Origin of the sequence: Cognatilysobacter terrigena, from assembly GCF_004361065.1 — a bacterium.
Lineage (GTDB): Bacteria > Pseudomonadota > Gammaproteobacteria > Xanthomonadales > Xanthomonadaceae > Cognatilysobacter > Cognatilysobacter terrigena.
The window spans coordinates 50,760-63,854 of record NZ_SELT01000005.1 but is presented as its reverse complement, the minus strand read 5'-3'; the positions used below and the strand labels follow the sequence as shown (position 1 = coordinate 63,854).

Annotated in this window: 9 protein-coding genes; 8 read left to right on the top strand and 1 reads right to left on the bottom strand. The window is 67.8% G+C overall.

The window, feature by feature from the left end; translation table 11 throughout:
* Positions 1 to 10: 10 nt before the first annotated feature.
* A complete protein-coding gene (locus EVS83_RS05045) occupies positions 11 to 1,807 on the bottom strand; it encodes a DUF1800 domain-containing protein (protein WP_133499935.1) in 1,797 nt (598 codons plus the stop codon).
* 181 nt (positions 1,808 to 1,988) lie between these two features.
* On the opposite strand from EVS83_RS05045, the gene pssA reads away from it, so the two are divergent.
* From pssA to gyrA, 8 genes are all read left to right on the top strand, one after another.
* Positions 1,989 to 2,606 carry a CDP-diacylglycerol--serine O-phosphatidyltransferase gene (gene pssA, locus EVS83_RS05040; protein ID WP_133499934.1) on the top strand — a complete coding sequence of 206 codons (618 nt, stop codon included), beginning with the start codon at positions 1,989 to 1,991 and terminating at the stop codon, positions 2,604 to 2,606.
* Positions 2,607 to 2,656: 50 nt separating this feature from the next.
* The gene (locus tag EVS83_RS05035; RefSeq protein WP_133499933.1) at positions 2,657 to 3,586 is read left to right on the top strand and encodes a poly(R)-hydroxyalkanoic acid synthase subunit PhaE; all 930 of its coding nucleotides are present in this window, start codon (positions 2,657 to 2,659) and stop codon (positions 3,584 to 3,586) included.
* 8 nt (positions 3,587 to 3,594) lie between these two features.
* Positions 3,595 to 4,680, top strand: a complete 1,086-nt coding sequence (locus tag EVS83_RS05030; protein WP_133500014.1) for a class III poly(R)-hydroxyalkanoic acid synthase subunit PhaC — start codon at positions 3,595 to 3,597, stop codon at positions 4,678 to 4,680.
* 4 nt (positions 4,681 to 4,684) lie between these two features.
* On the top strand, positions 4,685 to 7,036 hold the full coding sequence (gene ligA / locus EVS83_RS05025; protein ID WP_133499932.1) for an NAD-dependent DNA ligase LigA: 2,352 nt from the start codon (positions 4,685 to 4,687) through the stop codon (positions 7,034 to 7,036).
* Positions 7,033 to 8,007: an EF-P lysine aminoacylase EpmA gene (gene epmA, locus EVS83_RS05020; RefSeq protein WP_133499931.1), complete on the top strand. Its 975-nt coding sequence runs from the start codon at positions 7,033 to 7,035 to the stop codon at positions 8,005 to 8,007. Before ligA ends, epmA begins: the two co-directional genes overlap by 4 nt.
* Before the next feature lie 96 nt (positions 8,008 to 8,103).
* A complete protein-coding gene (locus EVS83_RS05015; RefSeq protein WP_133499930.1) occupies positions 8,104 to 8,850 on the top strand; it encodes a DUF3011 domain-containing protein in 747 nt (248 codons plus the stop codon).
* Positions 8,851 to 8,894: 44 nt separating this feature from the next.
* Entirely contained in the window at positions 8,895 to 9,956 is a 1,062-nt protein-coding gene (gene mtnA / locus EVS83_RS05010) for an S-methyl-5-thioribose-1-phosphate isomerase (protein WP_133499929.1), read from the top strand.
* A gap of 252 nt (positions 9,957 to 10,208) precedes the next feature.
* Complete coding sequence (gene gyrA / locus EVS83_RS05005; protein ID WP_133499928.1) at positions 10,209 to 12,917, top strand: DNA gyrase subunit A; 2,709 nt, start codon at positions 10,209 to 10,211, stop codon at positions 12,915 to 12,917.
* Positions 12,918 to 13,095: the final 178 nt, after the last annotated feature.

Genomic DNA, 13,095 nt, shown 5'->3' with positions numbered 1-13,095 from the left:
GGCGTCGCCCTCAGCGGCTCAGGAACTCGGGCGAGAGCAGGATCAACGAGACCATGCTCTTCAGCCGCGACTGGTTGTAGTGCTTCTTGAGGTCGTTGCCCGACCACGCTTCGGTGTCGGTAATGACGTACGTCGCCGGGTCACCGTTCTGCGCGAGGACCTTGGCGAGCACCTGGCGGCGCGTCGCGTCCGGGATGTAACCGAGCAACCGGTTGCACCAGTAGTCGACGAGGTTGTTCGCGGTCCACGAGCCTGCCGCGATGTCCGCGCGCGTGTTCGCGAGCACCGGGATGAGCGGAAAGCCGCCGTCGGTGGTGTCGGTCAGCCAGTCGAGCATGCGCCACGTCTGGCCGTAGCTGTTCGAGCCCGACCACGGCGCGGTGACGTCGGGATAGCCGTTCGGCGCCGGCCAGCCGAACGGCGTGTGGCCGGTGAACCCGAAGCGCCACGCGAACTCGTTGCTGCGATCGCCGGTGGTCGCGAGCGTCCAGTCGGAGCCACCCGCGCGCATCGCGGCGACGATCGCGGTGAACGGCTTGCGCGTCTTGTTGCCCCACGCGTTGAACATCTCGGTGGAGTTGAGGATGTGGCGCAGCACCTTCGCGATCTGGTCCGGCGCCTGCCAGTTGTCGCGGAACACCTTCGCGGCGCTCCAGATCAGCGACTGCGAGGGCACGTCGTTGATGAAGCGGCGAATGATCTTGGCGCAGATGTGGCGCGCGACCGCCGGATGCGACGCGAGCCGGTCGAGGACGTCGCGCCCGTCCTTCATGTCGGGCTGCTCGGGGAAATACTGCTTGCCGAGGATGGTCTTCGGGTTCGTGTCGTGCCATGCGGCGCGGTAGACGAACGTGCCGTCGTTCTCGTTCGGGTACTGCCAGTTGCCGTCGCGCAGCGTCCAGCCGGTGAATGCGGCAGCGACTTCGTAGACGTCGATGTCGGTGTAACCGGCGGGATACGTCGAGTCGGCGGGATCGCGCGGCAGCGTCGACGGGTCCTGGAAGCCGTAGTAGTTCTCGGTGCCGAGCGTGTGCAGCTCCATCAGCTCGCGCGCCCAGTTCTCGTTCTGGCCGGCCTTGGTGTTCGAGTAGTTGTCGAGGAAATAAAGCATCGACGGATGCTTCGCCACGTCCTCGAGCATCGTGCGGAAATTGCCGAACGCGTTCTTGCGGATGACGTCGCGGTCGTAACTCGGCGACACCGGGCCGGCGGAGTAGTCGTAGCCGTAGATGCTGAAGTGGTCGTGCCAGAAGTCGACCGTCATCTCCAGCAACTGGCGACGCGAGTACGTCGCGCGCACGAATGCGGCGCGCTGCATCTCGAGTGCCGGAAGCATGCGCACTTCGTACGCGGGATTCGGCACGACGTGGTCGGCCCACAGCTGCGTGAGCGACTTGCCGAGCGTGGTGTAGCCGGCGCGCGACAGGCGCGCGTCGACGGCGCTGTCGTCGATCGACGTGTAGTCGAGTTGCCAGTCGATCCAGTTCGCGAGGCGCTGCGTGTCGGTCGAGCCCAGACCCTGGAATTCGGCGATCGACGCCTTGGTCGGGCCGAAGCTGAGGTTGCGCAGCATGCGCACCGCGAACGGCGCGCGGGCGAGGGTGAGCACGTCGGCAGGCAGAGCGGACGCACCGGCGCCGACGTCGGGCGTCACGCTGCCCACGAAGGGCTGGCTGCGGATACGCTGGCCGTCGCCGTACTTCTGCGCGAGGCTCATGCCCGCGGCCGGGGCCCGGCGGGTGACCGTCCAGAACGCACCGCGGCGGGCAACGCGGTTGGCCCGCATCGGATAGATGGTTCGCTTCATGTCCTGTCCCTGGATCCCCCTCCAGTGCGAGGGACTATAGAAATCAGTGACATGCGGAACCGGGAGTCCCGTCACGGCTGGACGTCAAAAGATTGGCAGCCGCCGCTTGGCAAAGTGAATTGGTGTTGCCGGCGTCACACTCGGTTTGGCACCCTGCCGCGAAACACCGGACAGGCACCCGATGAAGCAACGCCACTTCTCGATGCTCCGCGACTTCCAGCTCGCGGACTGGTTCACCCTCGGCAACGCCTTCTGCGGCTCGGGCGCGATCTTCGCGGCCATGCGCTTCCTGCAGGAGGGCGTGGTGCGCGACCTGCTCGTCGGCATGGCGCTGATCCCGCTGGCGTTCGTATTCGACGCGCTGGATGGCCGCATCGCGCGCTGGAGGCAGTCGGCGTCGACGCTCGGTCGCGAGCTCGATTCGCTCGCCGACGTGATCTCGTTCGGCGTCGCGCCCGCGTCGCTCGCCTACGCCTGCGGCCTGCAGGGCGGATGGGACTGGGTGGTGCTCAGCTACTTCGTCGGCTGCGGCGTGAGCCGACTCGCGCGCTACAACGTCACGGCGGAACAGCTGTCGGGCACCGAAGGCAAGGTGAAGTATTTCGAGGGCACGCCGATTCCAACCAGCCTCGTGCTCGTGATCGTGCTTGCGATCGCTGCGATGCGCGGGGCGATCGGGCCGGCGGTGTGGGGCGGGGTGGTGCACCTCGGCCCGTGGCAGCTGCATCCGCTGGTGCTGATGTTCGCGCTGTCGGGCTCGCTGATGATCAGCAAGACGCTGCACATTCCCAAGCCGTAACCGCCGCACAGGCCGCGTTCGTTATCATCGGCGTTCGATCGGAGGCCACCATGTCGACATCCCCGTTCGGAGCCGCGGGCTTCGGATTTCCCGCATTCGATCCCGCCGCGTTCGAGCGCATGAGCCGGCAGTGGTTCAGCGCAATGGGCGCCGCGCCCGCGCCAGCACCGAGCGATCCGTTCGGCTGGTGGAAGCCGGCCGTGCCGCGAGCGTCGTCGTTCGATCCGACCGCGCTCGCCGGTCAGTGGATGACGCAGATGCAGCAGCTCGCCGCCCAGTTCGGCGGCGGTGTCGAGACGAACGCCGCGGACATCGCGCGTGCATGGCGATCGATGCTCGGCGACAACCCGTTCGCGCAGGCCGGGTTCGCGAATGCGTTCATGCCCGCGGCGTTTTTCGGTGCGGGCGCGAACGGTGCGCCTCGCGGTCCGTTCGATCTGCCGGCGTTCGGCTACACGCGCGAACACCAGGAACGCATGCAGTCGTTCGCGAAGGCGACGGCGGAGTTCCAGCAGGCGTCGCAGGCGTTCAACGCGATCATCGCGGAAGCAGGCCAGGACGCGTTCGCGCGTTTCGAATCACTGCTCGCCAAGCGCGGCAGCGACGGCAAGCCGGTCGACAGCGCGCGCGGCCTGTTCGATCTCTGGATCGACGCCGCGGAAGACGCCTACGCCGACATCGCGCTCGGCGACCGCTTCCAGTCCGCGTTCGGTGACTACGTCAACGCGCAGATGCGCGTGCGCGCCGCCATGCAGAAGGAAGTCGAAGTCGCCTGCGCGCAATGGGGTATTCCGGGGCGTGCCGAGGTCGACGCCGCGCATCGCAAGGTCGCGCAGCTCGAGCGTGAACTGCGTCGCCTGCGCGAAGCCTTCGAGGCGATGGGTACGCCACGAGCGCCCGAGACACCAAAGCCCGACCAGGCCGAATCACCCAAGCCGCGCGCCGCGAAGGCCGCGCCACCCAAGACGGGTAAGCGCTGATGGACACGATGTTCGGATCGCCGATCGACATCGGCCTCGACGCGCTCGCGCGTGAAGCGCTGCAGGTGCAGGCGCGCCTGCGCAAGGGCATGGAAACGCTGTCGACGCTGGACCCGGTCGACGTCGGCGCCAGCGAACGCGAAGAGGTGTGGCGCGACGGCAAGGTCGCCGTCTACCGCTTCCGCCACGACGGCGTGGAAGCGACCGAGAAGGTGCCGCTACTCATCGCGTATGCGCTGGTCAACCGCCCGTACATGGTCGACCTGCAGAGCGACAAGTCCATCGTCCGCGGCCTGCTCGAACGCGGGCAGGACGTCTACATCATCGACTGGGGCTATCCGGACCGCTCCGATCGCTTCCAGACGCTCGAGGACTACATCGAGCGCTACCTTGGCGGCGCGGTCGACTACCTGCGCAAGGCGCACGGCGTCGACGCGATCAACCTGCTCGGCATCTGCCAGGGCGGTGCATTCTCGCTGTGCTACGCCGCTCTGAACCCGCGCAAGGTGCGCAACCTCGTCACGATGGTGACGCCGGTCGATTTCCACACCGACGACAACATGCTCGCGGGCTGGGCGCGGGCGCTGGACGTCGACCTGATGGTCGACACGCTCGGCAACGTGCCGGCGGACGTCATGAACTGGTGCTACCTCACGCTGAAGCCGTACCGGCTGCTCGTGCAGAAGTATGTCGGGCTCGTCGACATCCTCGAGGACAAGCGCGCGGTCGAGGACTTCCTGCGGATGGAGACCTGGATCTTCGACTCGCCGGACCTCGCCGGCGAAGCCTTCCGCGAGTTCATCAAACAGTTCTACCAGGACAACGGACTGGTGAACGGCACGGTGCGCGTCGGCGATCGCACGGTCGATCTCAAGTCGATCGACATGCCGGTGTTCAACATCTACGCCGAGCAGGATCACCTCGTGCCGCCGAATGCTTCGAAGCCGCTGCGCGGCCTCGTCGGGACCAAGGACTACAGCGAGTTGTCGTTCCGCGGTGGCCACATCGGCATTTACGTGTCCGGCCGTGCGCAACGCGACATCCCGCAGGGCATCCACGAATGGCTCTCGCAGCGCTCGAAGACCGCCCGCTGATCGCATGTCCAAACCCGCTGCACGCATCGACGAATTGCGCCGCCTGATCGCCGAGGCGAACCACCGCTACTACGTGCTCGATGATCCGTCGGTGCCCGACGCCGAGTACGACCTCTGGATGCGCGAGCTGCTCGCGCTGGAAGCGGAGAACCCGGACCTCGCCAGCGACGATTCGCCGACGCAGCGCGTCGGCAGCGCGCCGGCCACCGCGTTCGCGCAGGTGCGCCACGTCGTGCCGATGCTGTCGCTGTCGAACGCGTTCGCCGACGAGGAAGTCGCCGACTTCGTTCGTCGCATCGAGCAGACCCTCGATGTCACGTCGCCAGCGTTCTCGGTCGAACCCAAGCTAGATGGCCTTGCGATCAGCCTGCGCTACGAGCACGGCCGATTGACCGTTGCGGCCACACGCGGCGACGGCGCGACGGGCGAAGACGTCACCGCGAACGTGCGCACGATCCGCAGCGTGCCGTTGCGACTACTCGGCGAAGGCTGGCCGGACGTGCTCGAAGTGCGCGGCGAAGTGTTCATGCCGGTTGCCGCGTTCAACGCGTACAACGAGAAGGCGCTGGCCGAAGGCTGGAAGCCGCTCGCGAACCCGCGCAATGGCGCGGCGGGTTCGCTGCGTCAGCTCGATCCGCGCATCACGGCGCAGCGCCCGCTCGCGTTCTACGCCTATGCGATCGGCGCGGTCGAAGGCGGCACGTTGCCGGACACGCATTCGCAGGTGCTCGCAAAGCTGCGCGATTGGGGCTTCCCCGTCAGCGCGGAGAACGCCGTGGTGCGTGGCGTCGACGGCCTGCTCGATTACTACCGCGGCATCGGCGCGCGTCGCGCGTCGCTGCCGTTCGACATCGACGGCGTCGTCTACAAGCTCGACGACTACGCCGGCCAGCGCGAGATGGGCTTCGTCTCGCGCGCGCCGCGCTGGGCGATCGCGCACAAGTTCCCCGCGCAGGAACAGATGACGGTGCTGGAAGGCATCGAGATCCAGATCGGGCGCACGGGTGCGGCGACGCCGGTTGCGCGGCTGCGCCCTGTGCATGTCGCGGGCGTGGTCGTCACCAGCGCGACGTTGCACAACGCCGACCAGGTCGCGCGTCTCGATGTTCGCATCGGCGACACCGTGATCGTTCGTCGCGCGGGCGACGTCATCCCGGAGATCGTGCGCGTCGTCGAATCGGAGCGTCCGCGCGGTACCTCGCCCTGGCAGATGCCGGCGGCGTGCCCGGTCTGTGGCTCCGAGATCGTTCGCGAGGAGGGGCAGGCCGTGTGGCGCTGCTCCGGCGAACTGACGTGCGCCGCGCAACGCAAGGAAGCCGTGCGCCACTTCGCATCGCGTCGCGCGATGGACATCGAAGGCCTCGGCGATCGCATCGTCGAAGACCTGTGCGACCTGGGTTACGTCAAGCAGCTCGGCGACCTCTATGCGCTGACGCTCGACGACCTGCTCGCGATGAAGCGCGAGGTCGATGCGCGTGAAGTCGAACCTGCGGACGCCGAGCCTGCAACTAAGGCCCGCGGCAAGGTCGCGACCAAGTGGGCGGAGAATCTGCTTGCCGCGATCGACCGCAGCCGCGGCACGACACTGGAGCGTCTGCTGTTCGCACTCGGCATCGAGCACGTCGGCGAAAGCACGGCGAAGGCGCTCGCGGCATGGTTCGGCTCGCTGGAAACCGTGCGTCGCCTCCCGTGGCCGCTGTTCAAGGCGTTGCCGGACATCGGCGGCGAGGTCGCGCGTTCGCTCGGCCACTTCTTCGACCAGGCCGGCAATCAGCAGGTGATCGACACGCTGCTCGAGCGCGGCGTCGCGCCGACGGAGGAGCATGCGCCGTCGCCGAAGCTGCGCGAACGCCTCGATGTGGCGACGCTGCTGGTCGATCTCGAGATTCCGAAGGTCACGCGACTCCGCGCCGAGCAGATCGGGGGCGCCGTGAATCGCGACATGCTGGCGACGATCGATGTCGCGGCACTGGTCGCGGCGGGCGTGCCGGACGCAGTTGCCGAGTCGCTGGTCGCGTGGCGCGACAAGGATGCAAACGCCGCGCTGCTCGTTCGATCGCTGGCTGCACAGTCGGCATTGCTCGATGCGCTGCCTGCAGTTGCGGCATCTGCAGGCCCGCTCGACGGCGTGACGGTCGTGCTGACGGGTTCGCTGTCGTCGATGACGCGCGAACAGGCTGGCGAGAAGCTCGAAGCGCTCGGCGCCAAGGTGGCGGGCAGCGTGTCGAAGAAGACGGGCTTCGTCGTCGCCGGCGAGAGCGCGGGATCCAAACTCGAGAAGGCGCAGCAACTCGGTATCGACGTCTGGGACGAGGACAAGCTGGTCGCATTCCTGTCGAAGCACGGCGCGGCGTGAGCGAGCACTGGCAGCCGTCGGCCACGCTCGACGCGCTGCGACTGCGCGCGTCGGTGAACCGCCGCATCCGCGAGTTCATGGCCGAGCGCGGCGTTCTCGAGGTCGAGACGCCGGTGATGTCGATGGCCGGCAACACCGACCCGAACATCGCATCGTTCGCGACGCACTTCAGCGGCCGCACCGATGGCGCGCCGCGCGAGCGCTGGCTCCGCACGTCGCCCGAATTTCCGCTCAAGCGCCTGCTGGCCGCGGGTATCGGCGACTGCTACGAACTCGGCCGCGTGTTCCGCGACGGCGAGGCGGGCGGCCGACACAATCCCGAATTCACGATGCTCGAGTGGTATCGCGTCGGTATCGACCACATCGTGCTGGCGCGCGAGGTCGCGGACCTCGTCGAGTCGTGCCTCGCGCTCGTCGGCCGCAGTGCGCGCATCGAGGAGACGACCTACGGCGCGCTGTATCACGCGCATCTCGGCGTCGACGCGCATCGCGATCCGATCGATGCGTTGCGACATGCGCTCGGCGAGGTGCGCATCGATCCGGAGGGCCTGACGCGCGACGACTGGCTCGACCTGCTGATGACGCACCGCATCCAGCCCGCGTTTCGCGACGACACGATCACGATCGTTCACGACTATCCGGCGTCGCAATGCGCGCTCGCACGGGTGCGCGACGGCGATCCGCCGGTGGCCGAGCGCTTCGAGCTTTACCTTGGTCCGCTCGAAGTCGCGAACGGCTATCACGAACTCACGGACGCGTGCGAACAGCGCGCGCGATTCGATCGCGATATCGCGCGGCGTGCGACATGGGGTGCGCCGAACGTCCCGCGCGATGACGCGCTGCTCAATGCGCTGGCGAATGGTCTGCCGGACTCCGCGGGCGTCGCGCTGGGCGTCGATCGCCTGCTGATGGCCATGCGGGGAGCGGCGCGCATTGCCGACGTTCTGGCGTTCGATTTCGGCCGGGCCTGACGGCAGGTAAATGAACGACGACCGCGGGGTTGGAATCCGAGCAACGTTCACGCGGCCGCGCTACAGTCGGCGCGAAGGGGCTGTTGGAGAACCGGCATGGTGACGCGCGGGACGATCGGACTACTGATCGGCGTCGGTGCCTGCATCGTCGCGATACCGCGTGCGCACGCCTGGCGTGAGCCGCCCGACGGCCGCACGCTGCGCTGCGAATCCACGGACAGCCACACGACGGAATGTCCGGTCGACGCGACCGGCGGTGCGCGGCTGCTGAAGCAGCTGTCGAAGTCGCCGTGCATCGAAGGCGAAACGTGGGGCCGCACGCGTCGATCGATCTGGGTGACGGAAGGCTGTCGCGGCGAGTTCCTCGCGCTGTCGAACGGCGACGCCGGCGGCGTGGTCGGTTCGATGGGCAGCGGCGACCGCCTGTTCCGCTGCGGCTCCAACAGCGGTCGCTGGACGCACTGCCCGACGCATCGCGGCGCGCAGATCGAAATCGTTCGTCAGCTGTCGCGTTCGCAATGCATCCGCGGCCAGTCGTGGGGCCTCGACAGCGAAGGCGTGTGGGTGAGCGGCGGCTGCCGCGCGGAGTTCCGCGTCGTCGGCAGCACATGGCAGCGGCCCGCGCCGCCGGCCGCAGCTCGCCTGCGTTGCGAATCCGACAAGGGGCGCCGGCACAGCTGTGCGATTTCGACCGAGGGCAGCGTGCGCCTCGTGAAGCAGCTCTCGCATACGGCCTGTATCGAAGGCGACACCTGGGGCGTCGACGCACGCGGCCTGTGGGTCGACCACGGCTGTCGCGCCGAGTTCGAAGTCGGCGGCGGCGCGTTCGCGAGCGGTCGCTGATCCGCGTCGACGGCGCCTTGCGCACTGCGCCGTAGAATGCGGCGATGGATGCCACTTTCGATTTCGACCGTTACGACCGCGTCCGTCCCATTCGCTGGACGGGCGATGCCCTCGAACTTCTCGACCAGCGCAAGCTGCCGTTCGCCGTCGAATACGTGCGTTGCGACGACTACGCGTCCGTTGCCGATGCGATCGCGAACCTGACTGTTCGCGGAGCACCCGCAATCGGCATCGCGGCGGCGTGGGGCGCAGTGCTCGCGGCACGTGACGTCGAGTCCGCCAACGGCGCCGACGCGATGGCGAAGCTGGAGCCCGCGTTCGTGCGGCTCAATGCAGCACGGCCAACGGCGGTGAACCTCGCATGGGCGCTCGCGCGCCTGCGTCGCGCCGTGCAGTCCGCAGGCGCGGAGTGGCGCGACGTGCTACTGCGCGAAGCCGAAGCGATCGCCACCGAAGACCTGGCCGCCAATCGCCGCATGGGCGCGCTCGGCGCCGCGATGATCGAGCCGGGCAGCCAGGTGCTCACGCACTGCAACACGGGCTCGCTCGCGACGGCCGGCTTCGGCACCGCGCTCGGCGTGATCCGCGCGGGTGTCGCGCAGGGGCGCATCGACAAGGTCTACGCGGGCGAGACCCGCCCGTGGCTGCAGGGCGCGCGCCTGACGGTGTGGGAGCTCGAGCAGGACGGCATCGTCCCGACGCTCATTGCCGATGCGGCGGCTGCGCACCTGATGCGCACCGGCGCCGTGCAATGGGTAGTCGTCGGCGCCGACCGCATCTGCGCGAACGGCGACACCGCGAACAAGATCGGCACGTACCAGCTCGCGATCGCGGCCCGCCACCACGGCGTCAAGTTCATGGTGGCCGCGCCGTCGTCGACCGTCGACCTGGACACGCCCAATGGCGATGCCATCCACATCGAAGAACGCGAAGCGACCGAGCTCTTCTCGCTCGGCGGCGTGCGCACGGCGGCGGAGCGGGTCGAAGCCTGGAACCCGGTGTTCGACGTGACGCCGCACGAGCTGATCGACGTGATCGTGACCGAGCGGGGCGTGATCGAGCGCCCGGACGAAGCCGCCATGCGCGCGGCGTTCGGGACGGTGTAGCGCCGCTTCCAACGCCTGGCGATGCGCCGTTCCGGCGGCGCATGTCGCAGCGCCTGCGACCGGTCTGAATCACGCCTTGGTTCCACGCGTAAGTCCTTGTTTTGAGGCTGGAAATCGCGTGCTTCCGGCCGCCTCGCGTGGTAGGATTTCACCTCTTCAGGACACCCTTCCGAGGACGCGGTTCGACGGGCGCGAGAGCGCGTGTCGCACGGCCGCTTCGACGGGTGCGTCCCAGGCCCACACGGAATCCCGATGACGGAACTCGCCCGAGAAATCATCCCGGTCAACCTCGAAGACGAGATGCGCCGCAGCTATCTCGATTACGCGATGAGCGTGATCGTGGGCCGCGCGCTCCCGGACGTGCGCGACGGCCTCAAGCCCGTGCACCGTCGCGTGCTCTACGCGATGAACGAACTCGGCGCGCACAGCAATCGTCCTTACTACAAGTCGGCGCGTATCGTCGGCGACGTCATCGGTAAGTACCACCCGCACGGCGACACCGCGGTGTACGACACGCTGGTGCGCATGGCGCAGCCGTTCTCGCTGCGCTACATGCTGGTGGACGGGCAGGGCAACTTCGGCTCGATCGACGGCGACTCGGCCGCGGCCATGCGTTACACCGAGGCGCGCATGTCGCGCATCGCGCACGAGCTGATGGCGGACATCGACAAGGAAACCGTCGACTTCCAGCCGAACTACGACGAGAAGGAACTCGAGCCCACCGTCATGCCGACGCGGGTGCCGAACCTGCTCGTCAACGGTTCCGCCGGCATCGCGGTCGGCATGGCGACGAACATCCCGCCGCACAACCTCAACGAGGTGGTGGACGCGACGGTCGCCTTCATCGACAACCCCGAGATCGACGTCGACGGCCTGATGGAGTTCATCCCGGGCCCGGATTTCCCGACCGCGGGCATCATCAACGGCACCGCCGGCATCGTCGCCGCCTACCGCACCGGCCGCGGCCGCGTGCGCATGCGCGCGAAGGCCGACATCGAGACGATGGACAACGGCCGCGAGGCCATCATCGTCACCGAGATCCCGTACCAGGTGAACAAGGCGCGTCTGATCGAGAAGATCGCCGAGCTGGTCAAGGAAAAGCGGATCGAGGGCATCAGCGAGCTGCGCGACGAGTCCGACAAGGACGGCATGCGCATCTACATCGAGGTCAAGCGCGGCGAATCGGCCGACGTCGTCCTCAACAACCTCTACCAGCAGACGCAGCTGGAGTCGGTGTTCGGCATCAACATGGTGGCGCTGGTCGACGGCCGCCCGAAGCTGCTGAACCTGCGCGAGATCATCGAAGCCTTCGTGCGCCACCGCCGCGAAGTGGTCACGCGTCGTACGATCTTCGACCTTCGCAAGGCGCGCGCGCGTGCGCACATCTTGGAAGGCCTGACGGTCGCGCTGGCGAACATCGACGAGATGATCGATCTGATCAAGACGTCGGCCAACCCGGTCGAGGCGCGCGAGCGCATGCTGGCGCGGACGTGGAACGCGGGCCTCGTGAGTTCGCTGCTCGCCGCCGCGGGCGCGGATGCATCGCGACCGGACGACCTGCCGGCCGGCGTCGGCCTGCGCGACGAGAACGGCGTCGCGCGTTACCAGCTCACCGAGACGCAGGCGCAGCAGATCCTCGAGATGCGCCTGCATCGCCTCACCGGCCTCGAGCAGGACAAGCTCACCGACGAGTACAAGGAACTGCTGGAGACCATCCGCGGGCTGATCGAAATCCTGGTCAATCCCGATCGCCTGCGCGAAGTCATCCGCACCGAGCTGCTCGACCTCAAGGCGGAGTTCGGCGATGCGCGCCGTAGCGAGATCCGCCAGAGCGAAGAAGACCTCGACATCCTCGACCTCATCGCGCCGGAAGACGTGGTGGTCACGCTGTCGCACGCGGGTTACGCCAAGCGTCAGCCGGTCGCCGCGTATCGCGCGCAGAAGCGCGGCGGCCGCGGTCGCAATGCGGCGAAGACGAAGGACGAGGATTTCATCGACCAGCTGTGGCTGGTGAACACGCACGACACGCTGCTGACGTTCACGAGCACGGGCCGCGTGTTCTGGCTGCCGGTGCACCAGCTGCCTGAGGCGGGCCCGACCTCGCGCGGCCGTCCCATCATCAACTGGATTCCCTTGGAAGCCGGCGAGCAGGTGCAGGCCGTCGTGCCGGTCCGCGAGTACGTCGAAGGCAAGTACGTGTTCTTCGCGACGCGCAACGGCACGGTCAAGAAGACGCCGCTCACCGAGTTCGCCTTCCGCCTGCAGCGCGGCAAGATCGCCATCTCGCTCGACGACGGCGATGCGCTCGTCAACGCCGAACTTACCGACGGCACGCGCGACATCATGATGTTCGCGAGCAATGGCAAGGCAGTGCGTTTCTCCGAGAGCGAAGTGCGCCCGATGGGCCGCAACGCGACCGGCGTGCGCGGCATGCGCCTGGCCGAGGGCGAGGAGGGCACGGACGGTGCGAAGGTCGTCAGCCTCATCGTGGTCGACGGCGATGGCGACATCCTTACCGCCAGCCAGCGCGGCTTCGGCAAGCGCACGCCGCTCGAGGAGTTCCCGCGCAAGGGTCGCGGCACGCAGGGCGTTATCGCGCTCAAGACCACCGACCGCAACGGCTGCATGGTCGGCGCGATCCAGCTCAGCGATCACCACGAGGTGCTGCTGATCTCCGACGCCGGCACGCTGGTGCGCACACCGGCGGCGGACATCTCGCAGGTCGGCCGCAACACGCAGGGCGTCACGCTGATCCGCTTGGGCGAGGGCGAATGCCTGCAGGCGATCGAGCGTGTCGACGTGTCGCTGGACGACGAGGACGAGATGCTGAGCGGCGCGGTAGTACCGACCGAAGGCGGCAGCGACCCGACGGTCGACCGCCATGTGCTGAACGTCGCGGGACATGACCCCGACGCGGCGACGGATGCCGGTGAGTCGGCGGACGACGAACCCGCGGCCTGAGCCTCCATCGCTCCACGTACAACGCCGACCTCCGGGTCGGCGTTGTCGTTTCCGGGCCCGCCATTCATCAAGCCGTACGGGCCGGCCAACGGCCGCTTCAAGCTTCCCGCCGGGCGGCCGTTAGCGAGCGGAGAGGGGAGACGTCGGACCGTCGCATGAAGCGCCCAGCCCACAGCCG